We start from the raw sequence: 22601 nt of genomic DNA, 5'->3' as shown, positions 1-22601 counted from the left end.
CGATTTCAAACCGCTCGCTGCTTTTGACTGAGCGGTTACTCAATATAAAACGAAAGTACCTTGTTATGAAAATGAGAAAGCTTTCAGAGCATTCGGGTTCCGCGGCTGCTCTGCTGTCCGCCATGGCGAACCCGAAGCGGCTTTTGATTCTGTGTAATCTCGTCAATGGCGAAGTGCCGGTCGGCGTGCTGGCCACGCAGGTCGGTCTCAGCCAGTCCGCTCTGTCGCAGCATCTCTCCAAGCTGCGTGCGCAGAAGCTGGTCAAGACGCGCCGCGATGCGCAGACCATCTATTATTCCAGCAATGCCAGCCAGGTGTTGACGTTGCTCGATGCCCTGGAAAGCATCTATGGCGGTGCTGCCGAGAGCAAGTCGGCTGCTTGATCGGCTGCTGATCGGCAATGTTGCGCCTGATATGAAAAGCGTCGGATGAAACCGGCGCTTTTTTGCATGGATCCGTTCTTTTCATCATGTTCTCGACGAGTGTTGCGTTCTCGCACTTGCGGCCAATTTCAGGTGACCCTAATCCTTTAAGACGGCTCGAAACGCGGTGGTGCGGCAAAATTTGGCAATGACAGGGGCAGGACGTCGGTTTATCCGGGCGATGGCAGCGACTATCGTTGCGATGATGCTTGCCTTGACATTGGCCGCGTCGGCTGATGCCGCGAGCCGCAAGCAGGCCGTGGAAAAGGCCGTCAATCCCCTCGACCAGCCGATGGTTTTCTCGATCGTCCGCTCGGCGGCCGGTTTCTGCGAGCCGAGTTGCCCCGAATGGATCTATGCAGAAGGCCAGATCGTCGGCGCGTCGCCCGCGGCATTCAAGAAAATCCTCAAGAAGGCCGGCGACCGGAAGCTGCCGCTGCTCATTGTTTCGCCCGGCGGCAATGTGACGGCGGCGCTCGAGATGGGCCGCGTCATCCGCAAGCGCGGCATGAATGTCGAGGTGAGCGCCACCCGGTTCATTTCCTGCTCGCCGCGTGACGACAAATGCACGCCGGACGGCCCGCTGAAAGGCGAGTATCGCGGCATGGCATTTTCAGCCGGCGCGTTCTGCTGGTCGGCCTGTCCGCTGATACTCGCGGCCGGCGAACGCCGCATTTCCAGCCAGTGGTCGCATACCGGCGTACACCAGATCACCACGGTCTATGCCCGCGAGCGCGTGTATTTCAAGGAGAAGTATCGCGTCGTAAACGGCAAGAAGAAGGTGATCAGCCGCAAGGTCGTCAGCCGCAAGAAGGCGGGAACCCAGAGCAGCACCAAGCTGCCGAAGAAGACCCGCAAGGCACTGCTCGCCTATTTCAAGGAAATGGGGATCGAAAACCGGATACTCGACGCGATGCTTTCGACACCGCCCGACCAGATCCGTCGGCTGGAGCCGGTGGAAATGCTGGATCTCAAGCTGATTACCGAGATGTCGCCGTCGGATGTGCTTGCCAATCCGAGTATCTGCGCTGCACGCGCGGTGCCCGAAAACTGCATCATGCGCAATCCGGAGCCGCTGACGGATATCAAGCCGCAGGGCGAGCCCGGCAAGCCGGTCTGATTGGTCCGGGATAAGCCGCGTCGCGGCTGGCATAGCCAGTGGGCCCGATCACGATTAGGTTCCGTTCCAGCCATTCCGGAGTAAGAGCCTTGATCGTCCGTCCGCGCCCGAGTTTCCTGCAACTGCTCTTCATCACGCGCGGCTCGATCGTGCCAGATATCATCGGGCAGATCATTGCGGCCGCAGTGGTGGCGGCGCTGGTCGTCCTGGCGCACAAGAACTGGCCGCATGTCGTGCCGGTGTTCAACGGCGCACCGTTCGCACTGGTCGGCATCGCGCTTTCGATCTTCCTCGGCTTCCGCAACAACGCCTGCTACGACCGCTGGTGGGAGGCGCGCCGGCAGTGGGGCGAGATGATCGCGGTGGCGAGAAATCTCGCACGCCAGACGTTGGTTCTGGATGGCACACCGGATGCGCCGAGCCGGATGCGCATCCTCTATCTGCAGATCGCCTTTGCACGTTCGCTGGCGCGCAGCCTGCGCCGCTCGGCCGGTGATTTCTCCGGTGTCGCAGCCTTCCTCGATCCTGATGACATTGCCTCGGTGGAGGCGAGCCGCAACAGGCCGGACGCCATCCTCCGGCTGATGGGACGTGAATTCGCGCTGCTCAAGGCACGCGGTGCAATTAGCGACATCCTGTTCCAGGTGCTCGACCAGAGTGCGGGACGGCTGGCGCTGGTGCAGGCGGCCTGCGAGCGCATCCATAACACGCCGGTGCCCTTCGCCTATACGCTGCTGCTGCACCGGACGGCCTACATCTTCTGCTTCCTGCTGCCGTTCGGCTTTGCGGAGTCGCTCGGCTGGGGCACCCCGTTCGCGGCGGCGCTGACGGCCTATGCGTTTTTCGGGCTCGACGCGCTTTCGATGCATCTGGAGGAGCCCTTCGAGGACAACCCCAACGGTCTCGCGCTGGCGGCGATGAGCGAGACAATCGAGATCAACCTGCGCGAGGCGCTGGGGGAAACGGATCTGCCGCCATTGCCGCAGCCGAAGGATTTCTTGCTGATGTAGAACGAAATGTCGGCGATGTCGCATTCTGTCTATTGCGCGACAGATTCTGGCGGGTCATGACAAGCCCGTTCGCGCTCTATTCCAGCCAACTTTAAGAGTGACACCAGGGAGGCTCACAGGCCATGGCCGAAGTTAAATCCGACATCGAAATCGCGCGCGCCGCGAATAAGAAGAACATCATGGAGATCGGCGCCAAGCTGAACATCCCCTCCGAGCATCTTCTGCCCTACGGCCACGACAAGGCCAAGATTTCCGCCGAATTCATCGCCGCCCAGACGAGCAAGAAGAGCGGCAAGCTGATCCTGGTCACCGCGATCAACCCGACGCCCGCCGGCGAAGGCAAGACCACGACGACCGTGGGCCTTGGCGACGGCCTCAACCGCATCGGCAAGAAGGCGATCGTCTGTATCCGCGAAGCCTCGCTCGGCCCCTGCTTCGGCGTCAAGGGCGGTGCTGCCGGCGGCGGCTACGCCCAGGTCGTGCCGATGGAAGACATGAACCTGCATTTCACCGGTGACTTCCACGCCATCACTTCTGCCCACAACCTGCTCTCAGCGCTGATCGACAACCACATCTACTGGGGCAACGAGCAGAATATCGACATCCGCCGCGTCGCATGGCGCCGGGTGATGGACATGAACGACCGCGCACTGCGCCAGATCACCGCCTCGCTCGGCGGCGTGCCCAACGGCTATCCGCGCGAGACCGGCTTCGACATCACGGTCGCCTCGGAAGTCATGGCGATCCTCTGCCTGTCGATGGACCTCAAGGATCTCGAAAAGCGCCTCGGCAACATCATCATCGCCTATCGCCGCGACAAGAGTCCCGTCTTCGCCCGCGATATCAAGGCGGACGGCGCGATGACCGTGCTGCTCAAGGACGCGATGCAGCCGAACCTGGTGCAGACGCTTGAGAACAATCCGGCCTTCGTGCATGGCGGCCCGTTCGCCAATATCGCGCATGGCTGCAACTCCGTCGTCGCCACCACAACGGCGCTGAAGCTCGCCGACTACGTCGTGACCGAAGCCGGTTTCGGCGCCGACCTGGGTGCGGAAAAGTTCTTCGACATCAAGTGCCGCAAGGCCGGCCTGAAGCCCGACGCGGCCGTGATCGTGGCGACCGCACGTGCCATGAAGATGAATGGTGGCGTCAAGAAGGACGATCTCGGCAAGGAAAACATCGAGGCCGTTCGCAAGGGCTGCGCCAATCTCGGCCGCCATATCCAGAACGTCAAGAAGTTCGGCGTGCCTGTCGTCGTCGGCATCAACCACTTCATCTCCGATACCGAAGGCGAAATCCAGGCGATCAAGGATTACGTCGCCACACTCGGCGCCGAGGCCATCCTCTGCAAGCATTGGGCCAAGGGCTCGGCCGGTATCGAAGACCTCGCCAACAAGGTCGTGCAGCTTGCCGAATCCGGCCAGTCGCAGTTCGCGCCGCTCTATCCCGACGACATGCCGCTGTTCCACAAGATCGAAACGATCGCCAAGGACATCTATCATGCCGGCGAAGTGATCGCCGACAAGTCGGTGCGCGATCAGCTGCGCGCCTGGGAAGACCAGGGCTACGGCCACCTGCCGATCTGCATGGCGAAAACCCAGTATTCGTTCTCGACCGACCCGAACCTGCGCGGCGCGCCGGAAGGACACACCGTTCCGGTCCGCGAAGTGCGGCTCTCGGCCGGCGCCGGCTTCATCGTCGTCATCACCGGCGAGATCATGACCATGCCGGGCCTGCCGAAGTCGCCCTCGTCGGAGCGGATTTTCTTGAATGATCTGGGGCAGATCGAAGGTCTGTTCTGATCACTGCACGTTCGCTGACAATGCTTGGCCGGGCGCTCTGAGCGCCCGGCCTTTCCATTTTCTTCAAATCTGATTGCAAATTTAAACCGGTTTTGATAGAGGGCTAACAACGAACCAAATGCTGGAGCGATCGGTGGCGAAGCTCATTTTCGGAATGAACCTTTCTCTCGACGGCTATATCGAATACATGGAATTGCCTGCGCCAAGTCCCGCGCTCTTTCGTCACTGGATAGATCACGTGCGCGACCTGGCCGGCAGTGTGTACGGTCGCCGCATGTACGAGACCATGCGCTATTGGGACGAAGACCGCCCTGAGTGGAGCGCGGAGCAACACGAATTCGCAGCGGCGTGGCGGCGCCAACCGAAGTGGGTCGTGTCGCGCTCGCTGAAGTCAGTCGGCCCCAACGCCACACTCGTTTCTGATGACATCGAGGCACTTATCCGTGGGCTGAAGGCTCAGTTAGCTGGGGAAATTTCAGTTTCCGGACCAGAGCTGGCACAAAACCTGACCGATCTTGGTCTTATTGATGAGTATCGACTCTACTTCCATCCTGCCGTACTGGGGCGCGGCACGCCATTCTTTGCCGGCCCGCGGCCGCCGCTCCATTTTGTGGCCAGCGATCTCATCGACAAGGATACGATCCGGTTGACCTACGTTCCCGCATAATCGCGTCGCCCGCCCACCTATGATTAGGCGCTACCAGCAATAGCGGAAGCCTCCCTTCCGTTTCAATGTGTCGAGATGCAGATGGGTCTCGTGAGCCTTGTCGCTGCCGGGATCGAGCACGGTTGAGAAATAGAGGCAGGCGGCGGTGGCGATGGAGCGCTGGAAGGCGCCGTTGAGGGTCGAGTCTTCCTGGCGCGGCGAGATCGTGAATGTCTTGCCTGACTGGAAGGTGAAGCCCGCGATATCGACGGCGTTGCCATGGGCGTGCTCGGAAATCTTGCCGGTCTCGGCATTGTTGCGCTTGCGGCAGACATAGGTCGAGGCCTGGTTGACTTCGGCGAGCGTCTCCTTCGGCTGCGATTTCTTCAACATCGGCGTGACGACGTCGCGCGTCCAGCGGGCGAGGTTGACGGCTGCCTGGCAACGCATCGTTCCGGGTGGGGAAAGCTCCACGCCGCCGCCGAGGGATTTGACTTCGAGCGGCGTGTCGATGCCGCAGCCATTGTGCTCGTCGATCCGCTTCGCCTCGGTGAATTCCGCGCCCATCGCCTTCATCTCCGCAATGCAAAAGGCGTAGACCTTGGGGTTTTCCGTCTCGATGGGTGGCGGGATATAGGCGTCGGGCTTTTCATCCTCGCCATCAGTTGCGGGGTTCTTTTTCTCATCATCGGTTGAAGGTTTCGCCTTGTCCCCGACGGGTTTCGTCTTCTCGTCGGTAGGCTTGGTATCACCGGGTGCGGCAATATCCGGCCGCGGTTCGGGTACCGGAATCTCTTCCGGCAAAGCGGCGGCGGTCAGCAGCAGGATGGCTGGGAGCAAAAGCGGCAAGCGGCGGGAAATGGGCTGTCCTCCGGATCGGATCGGCAGGGTGAGAACGCGCGGGAAGCCCATTCAGTTCGTCCTCGACCAAGATTGTACACCCGTTTTCGACGATAGAGCCGTGCCACGGACCGGCATTCCGAAGCCGGCAGGAAAGACTGCACCGTTCTCGTCTGTCGTAACAAATAATTCTTTGCAGCCGCGAATGAATCGAAATTCGGAACCGTTGATACAATCGCCGGCCCCAGTTTCAGGTGACCGGCGTCAGTCTGCCGGTATCCGTGCCGGCTCATTTTGCAAGGGGAAATCATGGCTTTTACGACATTCAAGCCCGACTTTACCGAGACCATGCCCGACGTTTCGTTCAGCGGCATCGCGTTGCTCGACGACATCACGGCATCGACCATCTGGGATGATGCCACCATTCAATACGGCTTCGGCGCAAGCGGCGTGCTTGGCCTGGACAGCGAGTTCAGGGATATCTTTCGTTCGATGTTCGGCAATGCCAAGCCGGACGCGAATTTTGCCTTTACCGGCCTGGCGACGCGTTCCTTCTCCATGATCGACTCGGTCGCCGGCATCGACTTCGCCTTCACCGACCAGGTCGAAGAGGTCGATCTCGTGCTCGCCAGCACCAATGACAAGCCCAGGAGTTCGCTCGAAGGCTTCTTCGAGTTTCCCGGCAACATGAACAAGGATGGAACCTTCGAGAACTGGTCTATCGGCGCATTCAACAGCGGCATGAAGGCGCTGACCGCGAGGCCGGAAGCCGGCGGCGGCCAGTATGGCGGCTGGACGGTGCTGCACGAGATTGGCCACAGTCTGGGCCTCAAGCACACGCATCAGGAGGTTTCAGGCCTGCCGGCGCTCGATACCGTCGGAAAGTTCATGAACAACGAGCGCTATTCGGTCATGTCCTACAATGGCGCCTCCGACGGCATCAAGTATGGCCATGCCGTCTCGATGATGGCGCTTGACGTGGCAGCACTGCAGGCGCTCTACGGCGCCGAGACCTATGCGGACGATGGTTCGAGCTATTCGCTGATGAACGCCAAGGGCGGCAAGCTCTCGCTCGCCGAAGGGGCGGTCGAGATCGGCCGGGCCTATTACTGCATCTGGGATTCGGGCGGCAACGACTCGATCGACTACAAGAGCGCCGGAAAGTCCGTACTGATCAACCTCAACGACGCGACCCTCGATACATCTGATAACAGCGCGGAACTCCTGGCCCTGTTCGAACAGCTCAAGGCGACGAATTTCTTCGATTTCATGTCGAAGTCGCTTAAACAGGAGGTGCTCGACGCTTGGCACAATGCCGGCGGCTTCTTCTCCCAGGTGCTCGACATCAAGAAGAACAAGTATGACGGCATCGACGGTGGCTTTTCGATCGCGCATGGCGCCGAGATCGAGAATGCCATCGGCGGCAACAGGGCTGATCTGCTGATCGGCAACGAGCAGGACAACAGCCTGGTCGGCGGCAACGGCGACGATACGATCCTCGGCGGTGCCGGCGAAGAGCGCATCAGCGGCGATGCCGGGATCGACTGGATCGACGGAGGCACGGACGACGATTTTCTGTGGGGTGGCACGGGCCGGGATATTTTCGTGTTCTCGGACGGCTACGGCACCGACACGATCATGGATTTCGACGCCGACGATGTGATCGATCTGCGCGCCCTGCTCGGCTTTGAGAACATGCAGGACCTGTTCGACAACCATATGGAAGTCGTCGATGGCGACGTGGTGATCACGGTGGGGGGCGACCAGCTTGTCATCAAGGGCGTGACCGAAGTCAACGCCGGCGATTTCGTGATCTGAGGCAGGATGCCTCTGTTGCGGCCGGGCTTTCCATTTGGAACGCCCGGCCGTTTGTTTGTGGTATCGCAAGTTGTCGGGTGATGTGCGCGAGGTGAATCATGGTATTGCCTGTGAAAACGGGAACGCGATGAGGCGCTTCGGGCGCTGTTGGAGGGGAAATGGCAGCCACGACATTCAAGCCGGATTTTTCAGTAACCTTGCCCGACAACCTGAGTGATCTCTCGGCCAAGGGACTGAAGCTGCTCTATTCGCTGACGGCCAGGACGATCTGGGACGATACCGATTTGCAGTTCATGTTCGGTGACGAGACGACACTGACCTGGGACGCAGAATTCGCAAGTGACTATCACACGACATTCGGTGGGCTGCCGGATGCAGAGTTCCTGGCGAGCCTGAAAGCGGTTGCTCTCGATGCCTTTAAGGTAATCGATTCGGTTTCAATCCTCGATTTCTCAGAGACGTTCATCCAATCCGAAGCCGATCAGGTGCTGGTAACGAACAACAGGCCGAACAGCGGCACGGAGGGCTTTTTCGAATTTCCCGGCACGTCGTTTCACGACACCGGACAGACGGATAGCTGGTCGCTCGGAGCATTCAACGGCGGTCTCGAACAAATGACAGCGACGCCGGAACTCGCTGGCGACGGGGAATATGCCAACTGGACCGTGCTGCACGAGATCGGTCACAGCGTCGGCCTCAAGCACACGCATCAGGAACGGCGTGGGTTGCCGCCGCTCTCGACCGTCGGCAAGTTCATGGACAACGAACGCTACTCCGTCATGTCCTACAATGGCTCTGCCAAGGCATTCGAATACGGGCACGCCGTCAGCTTCATGGCCCTCGACATTGCCTCGCTCCAGGCGCTCTACGGGGCGGAGGATTATGCCATTACGGGTTCGATCTATACACTTCTCGACGCCGGCGGTGGTCCGCTCAGCATCGAGGAGGGCGATGTCGATATCGGCCGGGCTTATTATTGCATCTGGGATTCCGGTGGGAAAGACCAGATCAATTATACCGACGCAGAGAGTTCCGTTCTCATCAACCTCAACGACGCGACGCTCGATACGAACAAGCCAACGGGTGACCTTAGGGCGCTTATTTCCCAGTTGAAGATCACGGCGTTTTTCGATCACCTGTCGTCCAAGCTACAGGACGAGATCACCGACGCCTGGCATCACGCGGGCGGGTTCTTTTCGCGCGTGCTGGCGACCAACGGCGCTGATTACAGGGGCACATCAGGCGGCTTTTCGATCGCGCATGGGGCGGAGATCGAAGACGCCAATGGCGGCGACAAGGGTGATCTGCTGATCGGCAACGAGGGCGACAACACGCTTTACGGCTTTGCAGGCAATGACACCATGCTTGGCGGCAGCGGCGCGGACACGCTCTATGGTGGTGACGGCAACGATCGGATTGACGGCGGGCGTGGCATTGACGAGCTGTATGGTGAGATCGGCGCCGACCGTTTCGTGTTCTCGACCGGCTACGGCGAGGATGCGATCAAGGATTTCGAAGCCGGCGATCACATCGATCTAACCCGGCTCAAAGGGTTCACAAACTTCAACGATCTCCGTGACAACCATATGGTGGATGATGACAGCAATGTCGTCATCCAGATCGGCACCGATATCCTGACCATCGAAGACATCTCCAAGGAAGAACTGACTGAGGCTGATTTCCTGATCTGAATGTTTCGCAGGGAACAGGGCGAGACGCGGAATGTCCGACACCCCTTGTGAATCTCAAAAACGCTGGTATTTGTATTTTCATGAAAACGTCGTCGATCAAGACTGTCTGGTGGTGGGCTCGCTGAAAACGCGGCCTCGAACAGTCATGTGAAACGACAAGACACGAAGCCGCCCGGAGACCTGAGGCGGCTTTTTCTATATCCGGAGCCGCGCGAAGACCGGGCCATAACGGAGAAGATGAATGGGAACGCGCGTACTGGAAGACGGCTCGGAACAATATACGACCAAGGGCGGCGTGGTCATCACCCGCGCCCGGCGCGAGATACAATATGGCGATGCGATCACCTCCTATGTCGAGAAGCTCGACGAGCGGCGCGGCGCCGTGCTCTCCTCCAACTATGAATATCCGGGCCGCTATACGCGCTGGGATGTCGCCGTGGCCGATCCGCCGCTCGGCATTTCCTCCTTCGGCCGGGCGATGTGGCTCGATGCCTACAATGAGCGCGGCGAAGTGCTGCTCGAGATCATCACCGAGCACCTCGAGGGCGTCGATGAGATCACGCTGGGTGCCCGCACGGCGCGCCGTCTGGACCTGACGATCAACCAGCCGAGCCGGATCTATACCGAGGAAGAGCGCTCGCGGATGCCGACCGTGTTCACGGTTCTGCGCGCCATCACCGACCTGTTTCATTCCGGCGAGGATTCCTCGATCGGGCTTTATGGCGCGTTCGGTTATGATCTCTGCTTCCAGTTCGATGCGATCGACCTCAAGCTCAAGCGGCCGGACGACCAGCGCGACATGGTGCTGTTTCTGCCCGATGAAATCCTCGTCGTTGACAACTATTCGGCCAAGGCATGGATCGATCGATACGAGTACGAGAAGGGCGGCAGGACGACGCGCGGCAAGGCGGGCGATATTCCGGCCGAACCCTTCCAGCATACCGATACGATCCCGCCGCGTGGCGACCACCGCCCCGGCGAATATGCCGGCCTGGTCACCAAGGCGAAGGAGAGCTTTCGTCGCGGCGATCTCTTCGAGGTTGTCCCCGGGCAGAAGTTCATGGAGCGCTGTGACTCGAAGCCGTCGGATATTTCCAAGCGGCTAAAGGCGATCAATCCGTCGCCCTATTCCTTCTTCATCAACCTCGGCAACCAGGAATATCTGGTCGGCGCCTCGCCGGAGATGTTCGTGCGGGTCAATGGCCGCCGCATCGAGACCTGCCCGATCTCCGGTACGATCCGCCGCGGTGACGATGCGATTTCGGACTCCGAGCAGATCCTGAAATTGCTCAATTCGAAGAAGGACGAATCCGAGCTGACCATGTGCTCCGATGTCGATCGCAACGACAAGAGCCGCGTCTGCGAGCCGGGCTCGGTGAAGGTCATCGGCCGCCGGCAGATCGAGATGTATTCGCGGCTGATTCATACCGTCGACCATATCGAGGGCCGGTTGCGCGACGACATGGATGCGTTCGACGGATTTTTGAGCCACGCCTGGGCGGTGACCGTCACCGGCGCGCCGAAACTCTGGGCGATGCGGTTCATCGAGGCGCATGAGAAGAGCCCGCGTGTGTGGTATGGTGGCGCGATCGGCTTTGTCGGCTTCAACGGCGACATGAATACGGGGCTGACGCTGCGCACGGTCCGCATCAAGGACGGCATCGCCGAAGTGCGTGCCGGCGCCACGCTGCTATACGACTCCATTCCGGAGGAGGAAGAGGCCGAGACCGAGCTCAAGGCCTCGGCCATGATATCCGCCATCCGGGACGCAAAATCGGGAAATTCCGCCATGAACAAACGCGATGTCGCCAAGGTGGGGCAGGGCGTCAACATCCTGCTCGTCGATCACGAGGACTCTTTCGTCCACACGCTCGCCAACTATTTCCGCCAGACCGGCGCCAATGTCACGACCGTGCGGACGCCGGTGCCGGAGGAAGTGTTCGACCGGATGAAGCCGGATCTCGTCGTGCTGTCGCCCGGACCCGGCTCGCCGTCCGATTTCGATTGCAAGGCGACGATCAAGAAGGCGCGGGCGCGCAAGCTGCCGATCTTCGGTGTGTGCCTGGGCCTGCAGGCGCTGGCCGAGGCCTATGGCGGCGAGCTGCGTCATCTCGCGATCCCGATGCACGGCAAGCCGTCGCGCATCCGGGTGCTGGAGCCGGGCATCGTCTTCTCCGGCCTCGGCAAGGAAGTGACGGTCGGGCGTTACCACTCGATCTTCGCCGATCCCACGACTCTGGCGCGTGAATTCACCATCACCGCAGAGGCCGAGGACGGCACGATCATGGGCATAGAGCACAGCAAGGAGCCGGTGGCTGCAGTCCAGTTCCATCCGGAATCGATCATGACGCTGGGCTCGGATGCCGGCATGCGGATGATCGAGAATGTCGTGGCGCATCTGGCGAAGCGGGCCAAGGTGAAGGCGGCTTGACCTAACTTCCTGATTCCCTCGCGCGGCATTGCATTATGCCGCGCGAGGCTTGATCGTCAGCAACTCGCCGTCGATCTGCCTGCGATGCTGCATCAGGTCGTAATCCATCTGCAGGCCGAGGAAGAAGCCCTCGGACATGCCGAAATAGCGGGCAAGCCGCAGGTCGGTGTCGGCGGTGATCGCACGCTTTCCAAGCACGATTTCGTTGATGCGGCGCGGCGGCACATGGACGGCATTGGCGAGTCCGTTCTGGCTGATTTCCATCGGCTTCAGAAATTCTTCCAGCAGGATTTCGCCGGGATGCGGATTGGGCAAAAGTTCAATCATGGTAGTCGACGATTTGGACATCGCTTGGGCCTCCATCCTGCCATTTGAAGCAGATACGCCATTGGTCGTTTATGCGGATGCTGTATTGTCCGGCGAGGGTACCGCTTAGCGCTTCAAGCCTGTTACCCGGCGGTACTCGCAAGTCCTGTAGCACGCGCGCGTTGTTCAGCATCCTGAGTTTGCGAAGCGCTGTTGCCTGGATATCAGGTGGAAGACGTCGGCTTCGCCGGCCGGACCAGACGACTTCTGTTTCAGCATCCGCAAAGCTCTTGATCATATCTCAGCATAACGCATCGCGTTATATAACGCAACTCGTTACACCGAAGTTTTCAGTGGGGCGCTTGACCTCCGCGTTCCATTGGACCATATGAGCGTCAATTGAAAACCGCGCGCAGGGCAAACCCTACGCGCGGTTTGTCGTTTTGAAACATGCACTTGCTATTCATTCGCATTTGCGAATGTGGCCGGGGCCAAAGGTGCTTTGATGGAAAAGTCGGATAGCGTGGTGAAGCGCCTTGCCTTCTGGGGCATACCGCTGTCGCTCGCGGTGATGGCTCTGAAGATGCTTGCCTGGCATGTGACCGGGTCGGTAGCGCTGCTGTCGGACGGACTGGAATCCACCGTCAACGTGATTGCCGCCGTGATCGCCTGGCTTGCGATTGGCTATGCCTCGCGGCCCGCTGATAAAAGCCATCCCTTTGGGCATCACAAGGCGGAATATCTGTCGGCGGTTATCGAGGGGGTGCTGATTGTCGTGGCGGCGCTGCTGATCGCGCGTGAGGCGATCGGAAGTCTCGATAATCCTGCTCTGCCAGAAGCGCCGGTGCTCGGTCTCGGCATCAATGCCGTTGCGGCCACCGTCAATGCGGTCTGGGCCCATGTGTTGATCACTGCGGGCAAGCGCCATCGTTCGCCGGCGCTCTCGGCCGATGGCGAGCACATTTTGTCGGATGTCATTACGTCCGCCGGCGTTCTGGTCGGATTGCTGCTGGTGCTCGGTACGGGATATGCCATTCTCGACCCTGTCATGGCGCTGATCGTCGCCGTCAACATTCTCTACCAGGGTTGGAAGGTGATCTCTCACTCCGTCAGCGGATTGATGGATCATGCCGTCGATGCGGATGAGGAAGAAGCGATCAAATCGGCGATCGCGGCCAATGCGGAAGGTGCGCTCAACGTCCATCATCTCCGGTCGCGCAAGGCGGGGCGGGCAATCTTCATCGATTTCGACATGGTGGTACCGGCTTCGATGACGGTGGCGGAGGCGCATGACATTTGCGACCGGCTGGAAGATGCGATCCAGGTGGTACTCCCGACGGCGCAATGCGAAATCCATGTTGAGCCGGAAAGCGAAAAGGCGCATGGAGTGCGCGTTCAAATGCAGATGTAAGGAAGCTTTTGATGTCGACGACTGATGTTTCCGGGCTGACCATGCTCGGCTCGACCACGCACACGGCGAGGGGTCCGGATGAAGCGATCCTGGAGCGCGTGCCGACCGAAAACGGCGCGATGGATTACTTGGTGCGGTTCGTGTGCCCGGAATTCACTTCGCTCTGCCCGATGACCGGCCAGCCGGACTTTGCCCATATCGTGATCGACTATATGCCCGGCGACTGGCTGGTCGAGTCCAAGTCGCTGAAGCTCTTCATGCATTCGTTCCGCAACCACGGCGCCTTCCACGAAGATTGCACCATGGATATCGCCAAGCGGCTGGTCGACCTGCTGTCGCCGAAATGGCTGAGGATCGGTGCCTACTGGTATCCGCGCGGCGGCATTCCAATCGATGTGTTCTGGCAATCCGGCAAACCGCCGGAACATGTCTGGGTGCCCGATCAGGGCGTGCCGCCCTATCGCGGACGGGGCTGAGCTCAGCCGAAGATCAGGGCTGTGCCGCCGAGAGCGGTTGCGGCACCAAGCAGGCGCGTGACGATCTGGTTGCGTCCGCCGAGAAACATCCCGATGCCAACGCCGAGTGCGTGGAGCAGAGCTGTCGCGGCCACGAAACCCAAGCTGAATGAGATCGCTGTTGCCGTGCCCAGCTCGCCGCCATGCGCATGGCCGTGGAACAGGGCGAAGATGCCGAGGATTGCCGCACTTGCCGCCACGGGCACCCGGACAGCCAGCGCCACAAGCAGGCCAAGCCCGATGACCGAGGCCAGGATGCCGGGCTCGACGAAGGGTAGGGGGGCGCCGACGAGCGCGAGCATGAAGCCGATTGCCATGACCGATATGAAAGTTGCCGGAACTGCCCAGCGCGCCTTGCCACCAATCTGAGTGGCCCAGAGACCGACGGCGATCATCGCCAGCATGTGATCGGCGCCTGAGAGCGGATGCGTTAGGCCAGACATGAATGAGCCGTGTTCGGCGGGGTTGAGATGCGCGAAGGCCGGCGCGGTCATGGTGGCAAGGATGGCGGCTGATATCGAAAGGCGCTTGAGCATTCTGTTCCCCTGGCATGTCGCTTGCGGTTCCCGGGCAGGAACCTTCGTCTTATCGTCAGGCGTCAATATGTGTCGATACGTCGTTTGACGCAACGCCATATCGAGCTCTTTCAACCAGTTCCGCCGGCGGCCGGGGATTGCGGCATTTACCCTGAATTCAGCGGTTTCCCTTAATCGGAGAATGTTGCATTGTTTTTGCAGCCGAGTCGCCCTATCTCATGGGCATTCGAATGGAAGTTTGGAGAATTGGATGCTCGACGACGAAGACGACGATGACGACAAGCAGAAGAAGAGCGAAGCCCCGCTGGGCAAGGACATGGAGTCCAATCTCTTCAAGTCGCGTTCCATTTTCATCTATGGCACGATCACGCAGGAGCTGGCCAACAAGGTCTGCGCACAGCTGATCGCGCTTGCCGCCGCTAGCGACGATGACATCCGGATTTTCGTCAGCTCACCGGGCGGCCACGTCGAATCCGGCGATGCCATCCATGACATGGTCCGGTTCATCAAGCCGAAGGTCTGGATGATTGCGACGGGCTGGGCAGCGTCCGCTGGCTCGTTGATCTTTGTCGCGGTTCCGAAAGAGCGGCGCCTTTGCCTTCCCAATACGCGCTTCCTGCTGCACCAACCGTCTGGCGGCACGCGCGGCATGGCGTCGGACATCGAAATCCAGGCTCGCGAGATCATTCGCATGAACGAGCGGCTGAACCGGATTTACGCAGCGGCGACCGGCCAGCCGGTCGAGAAGATCGCCAAGGATACCGACCGCGACTATTGGCTCTCCGCGCAGGAGGCTATCGATTACGGGCTTGTTTCCCGTATCATCACATCGCAAGCCGATATCTGAGACAAGGCGAAATCGCCACATTTCGGTACTACCCCGGCCATCAAGCCGGGGTATTTCTTTTTTGTTTTCAAAGCTCTGCGATTGTGCCCTGCACGCCTTGCACGGGCGGCGGAAACCGCTTAGCATCCCGCCCGTTCCATTGCAGCATGCTGGGAGACTTTTCATGCTAAGTTCAGAGGGCTTCCAGGCCGGCGCGTGCCGTCGGGGAAACCCGGTATCCATCGCAGGCCTCAGGGCCTGGTTCGCCGCCTGCCTTTTCGCGCTTTCCCTCATGCCTCTCAATGCCCATGCCACGGATGTTCCCTTGACGCTCGATGGCGGAATTTCGGCAACGCTCAACATGCCGGATGCTACGCAGCCGGTGCCGGCGGTGCTGCTGCTGCACGGGTTCGGAAGCTCGAAGGACGAGGTCGGCGGCATGTATGCGCGCGTCGCCACGGCGCTGGCGCAGAAGGGCATTGCATCGCTCCGCATCGATTTCGCCGGCTTCGGCAAGAGCGACGGTGACACGGGCTCGACCACGATCGATGCGCAGCTCGATCAGGCGAAGGCCGCCCTTGCCGTGCTCAAGGGCACCAAGGGCGTCGATCCCAACCGAGTGGGCGTGCTCGGTTTCAGCCTTGGCGGCGGCGTCGCGCTGCTCGTCGCGTCGGGTCAGCCGATGGATGTGAAATCGCTCGTGACATGGTCGTCCGTCGGCGATTTCCAGGCCGATATGCTGGGTGCGCTGGGCCAGAAGGCGTTCGATCGCGCCAAGGAAGATGGAATCGTCGGTCTCGATCTCGGCTTCCGCACCATCGCCCTGAAACAGAGCTTCTTCGACAGCCTCTCGGCCTTCAAGCTCGACGACGCCATCGCGACCTATCCCGGCCCCTATCTGACGATCACGGGCTCCAAGGATTTCTCGGCGCAGTATTCCGATCGTTTCGTCGGTCTCGCCAAGAACCCGACCAAGGAAGCGATGGTCATCCCTGATGGCGACCACATCTTCGGCGTGCTTGGCACCGACCAGACCATGGCCGACAGCGTGATCACCAAGACGGCCGAGTGGTTCGCAGCCACGCTTTGACTTGAAGGCATCATTCTCGTATTTCCAGACGGCGGCACATGTGCCGCCGTTTTCATTTTCAGCATTCCCGCCGCCGGATATCAGCCATGTTCAAAGACCTTTCGATGCAGAGCCTCGTCATGGGCGTGCTCACCGCATTTGTCGGCTTCGCGTCATCCTTCGCGGTCGTCCTGCAGGGGCTGAAAGGCATGGGCGCCAGCGATGCCCAGGCGGCCTCGGGGCTGATGGCGTTGTCGATCGCGATGGGGCTTTGCGGCATCCTGCTCAGCCTGAAGACGAAGATGCCCATTTCCATCGCCTGGTCGACGCCGGGCGCGGCCTTTCTCGCGACTTCGGGTTCGCTGGAAGGCGGGTTCGCGGTTGCGGTCGGCGCCTTTCTCGTCACTGCTGTGCTGATCGTCGCGGCCGGGCTTTTCAAGCCGTTGAACCGGGCGGTATCGTCGATTCCCGCTCCGCTCGCCAATGCGATGCTGGCGGGCGTGCTGATCGGGCTTTGCTTCGCACCGGTCAAGGCGGTTGCCTTCAATCCCTGGTTCGGGTTGCCGATCGTAGTCGCCTATTTCATCGGCGGCGCGATCAACCGTCTTGCCGCGATTCCCCTGGCTCTTGTGGCTTTCGTGTTTGTCATCGCCTTCGGAGTCGATATCCCCGACGGCGCGTTCGCCAATGTCGGTCGCGCGATCTGGCCGTCGCCGGAACTGGTGGTGCCGCAGTTCAGCCGGGAAGCGGTCATGTCGATCGCGCTGCCGCTCTTCATCATCACCATGGCCGGGCAGAACATTCCCGGCATCACGGTGCTACGGGTCAATGGCTACGAGCCGGCGCCGGGACCGCTGTTTACGACAACCGGCATCTTCTCGCTTCTCGCGGCGCCGTTCGGCGGGCATGCGGTCAATCTTGCTGCGATCACGGCCGCCATGTGTGCCGGCGAGGACGCCCATCGCGACCCGGCGCGACGCTACACGGCAGCGGTTATCAACGGCATCTGCCAAGTGATCCTCGGCCTCGCCGCGGGTGCGGTGACGGCCTTTGTGGCGCTGTCGCCGGCGATCCTGATCGAGGCGGTCGGCGGGCTTGCGCTGATCGGCGCCTTCTCGGGGTCGGCCATGGCGGCGTTCAAGGAACCGGAGACGCGCGAGGCTGCGGCGGTGACATTCCTCGTCACCGCTTCGGGCATTGCTTTTGCCGGCGTGTCGGGTGCGTTCTGGGGATTGCTGGCAGGCGGCGTCGTGATGGCGTTTGCAGCTATGGCCAAGAAATTTCGCGGGCGGGCGTGACGGATATTGCCTGTTAACGTTCTCCCCGCTATAGAAGCCGCATGAATACTTCCGGCGCGGACATTTCCAGGCATATGATGACGGCTTCCGCCGCCCATTGCCGTGCGCTGTCGTCGCTGCTTCTTCTCAAGCTTACTCGCGGTTGCCGGGTCCACTGAGGAGCGCCCGGCGGCCGAAACCGCCGCAGGCGCAAAATCGCTCCTTCTCCATCACCCGAATTTTCTGAAATTGTTCGGTTGCCCGCGATTTACTGTCGTCAAAACGATCCAGAGACAGTATCAGCGAAGCCGACTGCCTGAAGAGCGAAGACGCGACCATGATTATCAAGACCCACTCCGTAAACAACGGCATGCCCGATGCCGCGATCAAATACCAACCCTATCCGCAGATCGGCCTGAAGGACCGGACCTGGCCTGGAAATGTCATCGCGACGCCGCCGGTCTGGTGCTCGGTCGACCTGCGCGACGGCAACCAGGCGCTCATCGACCCGATGGGGCACGACCGCAAGGAGCGCATGTTCAAGCTGTTGCTCGACATGGGCTTCAAGGAAATCGAGATCGGCTTTCCCTCCGCCTCGCAGACCGATTTCGACTTCGCGCGCTGGTGCGTCGAAGAAGGCGGCGTACCGGAGGATGTGTCGTTGCAGGTGCTGGTGCAGTGCCGGCCGGAACTGATCACCCGCACATTCGAGGCCTTGCAGGGCGCACACCGGCCGATCGTGCATTTCTACAATTCGACCTCGGAATTGCAGCGCCGCGTGGTGTTTGCCAAGGACGTGCCCGGCATCAAGCAGATCGCCGTCGATGCCGCCAAGATAATCACCGACATGGCCGAGAAGGCCGGCGGCGGCTTCCGCTTCGAATATTCGCCGGAGAGTTTTACGGGCACCGAACTGGACGTCGCGCTGGAGATCTGCAACGCGGTGATCGCCGAAATGCGGCCGACGCCGGACAACAAGCTGATCATCAACCTGCCATCGACCGTCGAAATGGCGACGCCCAACGTCTATGCCGACCAGATCGAATGGATGTGCCGCAATCTCGACAATCGCGAGAACCTGGTGATCTCGCTGCATCCGCATAACGACCGTGGCACGGCGATCGCCGCGACTGAACTGGCTTTGATGGCCGGCGCCGATCGCGTCGAGGGTACGTTGTTCGGCAATGGCGAGCGCACCGGCAATGTCGATATCGTGACGCTGGCGCTGAACCTCTACACCCAGGGCGTCGATCCCAAGCTGGACTGCTCCAACATCGAGCGGATGAAGGACGTCTACGAATATTCCAACCAGATGAAGATCGGCGAACGGCATCCTTACGTCGGCGAGTTGGTCTACACGGCCTTCTCGGGTTCGCACCAGGATGCGATCAACAAGGGCATGAAGGCTCTGAAGGTGGCGAACAAGCCGCTCTGGGAAGTGCCTTACCTGCCGATCGATCCGCAGGATGTCGGCCGCACCTATGAGGCGATCATCCGCATCAATTCGCAGTCGGGCAAGGGCGGCATCGCCTATATCATGCAGGAGGATTACGGCATCAACCTGCCGCGCAACCTGCAGGTCGAGTTCCGCAACGATATCCAGCGCATCACCGACGAGGAGGGCAAGGAAATGCCCTCCAAGGCGATCCATGCGCGCTTCATCGAACGCTATGTCGACCAACCGAATGGCCGCTTCAAGTTCATCGATCACCACACCTATCCGGATGTCGGGCACAAGGGCGTGCGAGTTCTCGCCGCCGAAATAACCGACAAGGGCGAGACCAAGCGGATCGAAGGCAAGGGCACGGGCCCGATCGACGGCTTCGTGAACGCGATGTCGATCTATCTTGGGGTGGATATTTCGGTCGAGGATTATTCGGAGCATTCGCTACAGCATGGCTCGAACGCAGCGGCCATCGCCTATGTCGAGATGAACACGCCGAAGGGCAAGCTTTTCGGCGCCGGCATCAATACCAATATCGTGGCGGCGTCGCTTGAAGCCATCGTCTCGGCGATCAACCGGATGCTCGAAGAGCGTGGCTGATACGGATATGGGCCGAGGGGCGATGTGCCCCTCGGCCCAATTTCCGCAGCCTCTAGCGACGCTTGCGCCTGGGGCGATCCCCGTCCGAAGAGTTGGAATTCGAGTTCGAGGAACTGTTCGAACTGGAATTGGATGAGCCGTTCGAGCTCGAGTTCGACGAACCGTTGGAGCTTGAGTTCGACGAACCGTTGGAGCTCGAATTGGACGAGCTGTTGGAGCTGGAGTTGGACGAACTGTTGCCGGCCAGGATGACCTGGCCGTGCTCAGCCCGGACGAAGCGCTCGGGATCGGTGCGAAGGCCGCCCATGGTCGATGCCTCGACTGCGCCAGCGCTCACGCCGATCGTCGCGACGCCGAGTATAAATCCGAGTTTACTAGGCATTTCATTTCCTTTCATTTCTGATGTGAGCGACGTTTCTCACGATAGAAGAACGGATTTTGATCAAAACTATTCCGCATCGTGAGATGTTTTCGGACCTAATTTTTAAGATTTCCGATTATCTCTGGAATATTTTCGATACCATCCGTCAACGGATTTCGTATTCCGCAGTATTTTAACTTTCTCATTTTCTTCTTTCTGCGTTTCCGGCCGTACTTCTAACTGGCTGATCGTCGATGGCGACTGGCGGGAACCTGTCTCGCTCTCGTAGATCTCGCGCCTGAAAGGGATGACCTGCACCAGCGGGGTGCCCTTGGCCAAGGTGTGGACGCCATCGGCACCTGTCGCGAAGAACGGAAAGTGGATGAGCGATGCGTAGCTATCCGTATCCACCACGCCCGCCAGCACCTCGACGGGCAGGGGCGGCCGGTTCAGGGGCGGCACGAACAGGCAGCTCCAGCCGGGCGGGGTCTTGATCGTCCAGTAATTGTGGAATTTCATCGGCGGCCTGTCACCGAACGGGTGTCCCTTGACTTGATAAGAGCCATGGTTGGAGACCATCACCTTGTCGAATTCCCAGCCGCCATCGACCTTGCGGCCGCCGTCGTCTATCTCCAGCCGAACTGAAGCGGCGAGCGGCAGGACGAAGCCCAGCGTCATCGCATCGAGAAAGGGCATGCAGCGCTTGATCGTCAGGCCATTGTTGGTGGCAGACAAGACGCTGTTGTCGATTGCAGGCAAGTGCCTGAACCAATCCGGCAGCATGGTGCGGGCGGGAGCCGGCTCGGCGATGACGCCGAAATCCTCCGGCTCGCAGAGGAAACTGACCAGCGGGCCGTCTTCTCTCTCGCCGGCCGGGGCGCGCGGGGGACCACGCTGAAGAATAGTGTCGATGATCCTGTCGAGCATGCCGTTCTCCTTTTCAGCACATGGAGAACGCGTGCGGCGGGGCTTTATTCCCCGGCGCACTTGCGAATGAGGCGGCCGATGACCTTGCCGTCGCGCGGCTTGGATTTGCGGAACAGATCGCCGGCCTGATCGAGGCTCTCCTCGCGGAGTTTTGCCTGCTGGGTGCGGATTGCGTCTCGCACAGCCTCGTTTTCCACATTGTCCTGCACGAGGTCCGGCGCGGTCGTGATGGCTTCGTCGAGCACGGAGAGGTCCTGCATGTGGCCCAGCAGATCCGAGAGGCCCTTGGCCTGGCGCTGTATGGAGACCATCGCGGTAGGCCAGAGATCGCGGATCAGGGCCGCGTGCATCCAGCGGTCCTGGCTCCGTTTCCTCAGGTCATGGAAGGCTTCCTCGTGATCCCCCGACGCTGCCAGCGCGATGGCACGCCGGGCCTTCTTGCCGACCTCTTCCCAACCAGTCACCACGCAGTCTGCGCCCTTGCGCGGGCCGTTGGGCAGGCCGAGCCGATCGACATCCGATGCAGCCTGTCTGAGGTCGCGCGATGCATTATGCAATATCTCTGACGCCTCAGTGGACTCTCCCGTCAAGCGCCGGTGGCGGCGTTCGAGGCGCTTGGCGAGCCGGTCCATCAGCATGGCGTTGGATTTCGAGTTGATCTCGTGCTTGAGATACTGGGTGACGTCCATCAGCGCAGCGGCGTCGCGAAGGTGTGAAAGTTCGCGGGCGATATCGCCGAGCCGCTGGTTCTCAGCCTGCTGGAATTCCTTCGCGGATTCGGCGACTAAACGATAAAGCGCGCGGCACTGCTTGATGTGCTTGCGGGCGCCGTGGATCGCGTCGTCGGGGCCATCGGGCATGTCGTCGAGAAGCGATGCGGCGTCTTCCAGCCTGTGGCGCGCAATGCGGCGGACCTGGCTTTCCAAGGATTCGCTGAAGTCGATGTCATATTCCATCGCGCCAGTCCTTTCCCAGGCTGCCTTCGGCGAGCGCCTGATTGGAAAAACGCTTGTCCTTAGTCACTTCGCGCCCGAGCCAGGAGGGCAGGGCGGCTTTTTCATCTTCGCTTTCGAGTTCGACCTCGGCGACCACGAGGCCCTTGAGGTCGCCTTCATAGACGTCGATCTCCCAGACATGTCCTTGATGCTCGACTTTGTAGCGGGTCTTGGTGATACGCCCGCCCTTGGCGAGGTCGAGCAGTTCCCTGGCATCTTCGATAGGCACGTCGTATTCGAACTCGTGGCGCGCCATGTCGTCGATACCGATCTTCAGCGTCAGCCGGGCCTCTTCGTCATTTATCGTGCGGATGCGGATCGAGCGGTTGTTCTTGGAAAAGATAATCGCCTGGCGGAAGGCCTGGCCCCGGCCGGCCTGATCGCGCCAGGTATCCTCGGCGACGAGGAACTTCCGTTCGATTTCCTTCGGCATGTACGCACGCTCCGCCGGATCACTCGCATTAATGCAGGGTTAGCACGGTGAGGCGGTGATGCAAACGGCATAAGCAAACGAAAAGGCCGGGCGATGGCCCGGCCTTGAATCACTTTGCTGA

The 22601-nt window shown here is 60.4% G+C and carries 22 protein-coding genes; 14 read left to right on the top strand and 8 right to left on the bottom strand.

Annotated elements, in window-relative coordinates:
• The first annotated feature begins 65 nt into the window (after positions 1-65).
• The 5 genes from IHQ71_RS18155 to IHQ71_RS18135 all read left to right on the top strand — a co-directional run bounded on the left by IHQ71_RS18155 (position 66) and on the right by IHQ71_RS18135 (position 5021).
• Complete coding sequence (locus IHQ71_RS18155; protein WP_258157849.1) at positions 66-383, top strand: helix-turn-helix transcriptional regulator; 318 nt, start codon at positions 66-68, stop codon at positions 381-383.
• 220 nt (positions 384-603) lie between these two features.
• A complete protein-coding gene (locus IHQ71_RS18150) occupies positions 604-1542 on the top strand; it encodes a hypothetical protein (RefSeq protein ID WP_258157848.1) in 939 nt (312 codons plus the stop codon).
• 89 nt (positions 1543-1631) lie between these two features.
• A complete protein-coding gene (locus IHQ71_RS18145; protein WP_258157847.1) occupies positions 1632-2552 on the top strand; it encodes a bestrophin family protein in 921 nt (306 codons plus the stop codon).
• A 122-nt stretch (positions 2553-2674) separates the two neighbouring features.
• Complete coding sequence (locus tag IHQ71_RS18140; protein ID WP_258157846.1) at positions 2675-4354, top strand: formate--tetrahydrofolate ligase; 1680 nt, start codon at positions 2675-2677, stop codon at positions 4352-4354.
• A 133-nt stretch (positions 4355-4487) separates the two neighbouring features.
• Positions 4488-5021 carry a dihydrofolate reductase family protein gene (locus IHQ71_RS18135; protein ID WP_258157845.1) on the top strand — a complete coding sequence of 178 codons (534 nt, stop codon included), beginning with the start codon at positions 4488-4490 and terminating at the stop codon, positions 5019-5021.
• 30 nt (positions 5022-5051) lie between these two features.
• On the opposite strand, the gene IHQ71_RS18130 is transcribed toward IHQ71_RS18135, so the two are convergent.
• The gene (locus IHQ71_RS18130; RefSeq protein ID WP_258157844.1) at positions 5052-5912 is read right to left on the bottom strand and encodes an extensin family protein; all 861 of its coding nucleotides are present in this window, start codon (positions 5910-5912) and stop codon (positions 5052-5054) included.
• A 237-nt stretch (positions 5913-6149) separates the two neighbouring features.
• Here IHQ71_RS18130 and IHQ71_RS18125 point away from each other — a divergent pair, with 237 nt between their 5' ends.
• The 3 genes from IHQ71_RS18125 (at position 6150) to IHQ71_RS18115 (ending at position 11780) form a co-directional block, all read left to right on the top strand.
• Positions 6150-7658 (top strand): M10 family metallopeptidase C-terminal domain-containing protein, encoded by a 1509-nt coding sequence (locus IHQ71_RS18125; protein ID WP_258157843.1) that lies wholly within the window; start codon positions 6150-6152, stop codon positions 7656-7658.
• Positions 7659-7816: 158 nt separating this feature from the next.
• Positions 7817-9349, top strand: a complete 1533-nt coding sequence (locus tag IHQ71_RS18120) for a M10 family metallopeptidase C-terminal domain-containing protein (protein ID WP_258157842.1) — start codon at positions 7817-7819, stop codon at positions 9347-9349.
• A 241-nt stretch (positions 9350-9590) separates the two neighbouring features.
• Positions 9591-11780 carry an anthranilate synthase gene (locus IHQ71_RS18115; protein WP_258157841.1) on the top strand — a complete coding sequence of 730 codons (2190 nt, stop codon included), beginning with the start codon at positions 9591-9593 and terminating at the stop codon, positions 11778-11780.
• A 33-nt stretch (positions 11781-11813) separates the two neighbouring features.
• On the opposite strand, the gene IHQ71_RS18110 is transcribed toward IHQ71_RS18115, so the two are convergent.
• Together IHQ71_RS18110 and IHQ71_RS18105 are read right to left on the bottom strand one after the other, a co-directional pair.
• Positions 11814-12128, bottom strand: coding sequence for a HigA family addiction module antitoxin (locus IHQ71_RS18110; protein WP_258157840.1), 315 nt, complete (start codon positions 12126-12128; stop codon positions 11814-11816).
• Positions 12100-12384, bottom strand: coding sequence for a type II toxin-antitoxin system RelE/ParE family toxin (locus tag IHQ71_RS18105; RefSeq protein ID WP_258157839.1), 285 nt, complete (start codon positions 12382-12384; stop codon positions 12100-12102). The genes IHQ71_RS18110 and IHQ71_RS18105 overlap by 29 nt, the downstream gene beginning before the upstream one ends.
• A 207-nt stretch (positions 12385-12591) precedes the next feature.
• Here IHQ71_RS18105 and IHQ71_RS18100 point away from each other — a divergent pair, with 207 nt between their 5' ends.
• Positions 12592-13497 (top strand): cation diffusion facilitator family transporter, encoded by a 906-nt coding sequence (locus IHQ71_RS18100; RefSeq protein ID WP_258157838.1) that lies wholly within the window; start codon positions 12592-12594, stop codon positions 13495-13497.
• 11 nt (positions 13498-13508) lie between these two features.
• Positions 13509-13973, top strand: a complete 465-nt coding sequence (queF, locus tag IHQ71_RS18095; RefSeq protein WP_258157837.1) for a preQ(1) synthase — start codon at positions 13509-13511, stop codon at positions 13971-13973.
• 2 nt (positions 13974-13975) lie between these two features.
• On the opposite strand, the gene IHQ71_RS18090 is transcribed toward queF, so the two are convergent.
• Positions 13976-14548, bottom strand: a complete 573-nt coding sequence (locus IHQ71_RS18090; protein ID WP_258157836.1) for a HupE/UreJ family protein — start codon at positions 14546-14548, stop codon at positions 13976-13978.
• Between the two features lie 250 nt (positions 14549-14798).
• On the opposite strand from IHQ71_RS18090, the gene IHQ71_RS18085 reads away from it, so the two are divergent.
• From IHQ71_RS18085 to leuA, 4 genes are all read left to right on the top strand, one after another.
• On the top strand, positions 14799-15395 hold the full coding sequence (locus tag IHQ71_RS18085; protein WP_258157835.1) for an ATP-dependent Clp protease proteolytic subunit: 597 nt from the start codon (positions 14799-14801) through the stop codon (positions 15393-15395).
• A gap of 163 nt (positions 15396-15558) precedes the next feature.
• On the top strand, positions 15559-16464 hold the full coding sequence (locus IHQ71_RS18080) for an alpha/beta hydrolase (RefSeq protein ID WP_258157834.1): 906 nt from the start codon (positions 15559-15561) through the stop codon (positions 16462-16464).
• An 86-nt stretch (positions 16465-16550) separates the two neighbouring features.
• Positions 16551-17741 carry a benzoate/H(+) symporter BenE family transporter gene (locus IHQ71_RS18075; RefSeq protein WP_258157833.1) on the top strand — a complete coding sequence of 397 codons (1191 nt, stop codon included), beginning with the start codon at positions 16551-16553 and terminating at the stop codon, positions 17739-17741.
• A 316-nt stretch (positions 17742-18057) separates the two neighbouring features.
• On the top strand, positions 18058-19764 hold the full coding sequence (gene leuA, locus IHQ71_RS18070; protein ID WP_258157832.1) for a 2-isopropylmalate synthase: 1707 nt from the start codon (positions 18058-18060) through the stop codon (positions 19762-19764).
• Between the two features lie 52 nt (positions 19765-19816).
• On the opposite strand, the gene IHQ71_RS18065 is transcribed toward leuA, so the two are convergent.
• From IHQ71_RS18065 to IHQ71_RS18050, 4 genes are all read right to left on the bottom strand, one after another.
• Complete coding sequence (locus tag IHQ71_RS18065) at positions 19817-20146, bottom strand: hypothetical protein (RefSeq protein WP_258157831.1); 330 nt, start codon at positions 20144-20146, stop codon at positions 19817-19819.
• Between the two features lie 102 nt (positions 20147-20248).
• Positions 20249-21052 (bottom strand): DUF6065 family protein, encoded by an 804-nt coding sequence (locus IHQ71_RS18060; RefSeq protein WP_258157830.1) that lies wholly within the window; start codon positions 21050-21052, stop codon positions 20249-20251.
• Positions 21053-21096: 44 nt separating this feature from the next.
• Positions 21097-22008: a CHAD domain-containing protein gene (locus IHQ71_RS18055; protein ID WP_258157829.1), complete on the bottom strand. Its 912-nt coding sequence runs from the start codon at positions 22006-22008 to the stop codon at positions 21097-21099.
• Positions 21998-22480 carry a CYTH domain-containing protein gene (locus IHQ71_RS18050; protein ID WP_258157828.1) on the bottom strand — a complete coding sequence of 161 codons (483 nt, stop codon included), beginning with the start codon at positions 22478-22480 and terminating at the stop codon, positions 21998-22000. Before IHQ71_RS18050 ends, IHQ71_RS18055 begins: the two co-directional genes overlap by 11 nt.
• Positions 22481-22601: the final 121 nt, after the last annotated feature.

The organism is Rhizobium sp. TH2 (assembly GCF_024707525.1).
Taxonomy (GTDB): domain Bacteria; phylum Pseudomonadota; class Alphaproteobacteria; order Rhizobiales; family Rhizobiaceae; genus Rhizobium_E.
The sequence above is the reverse complement of the archived record's forward strand: the minus strand, read 5'-3'. Positions and strand labels throughout refer to the sequence as shown.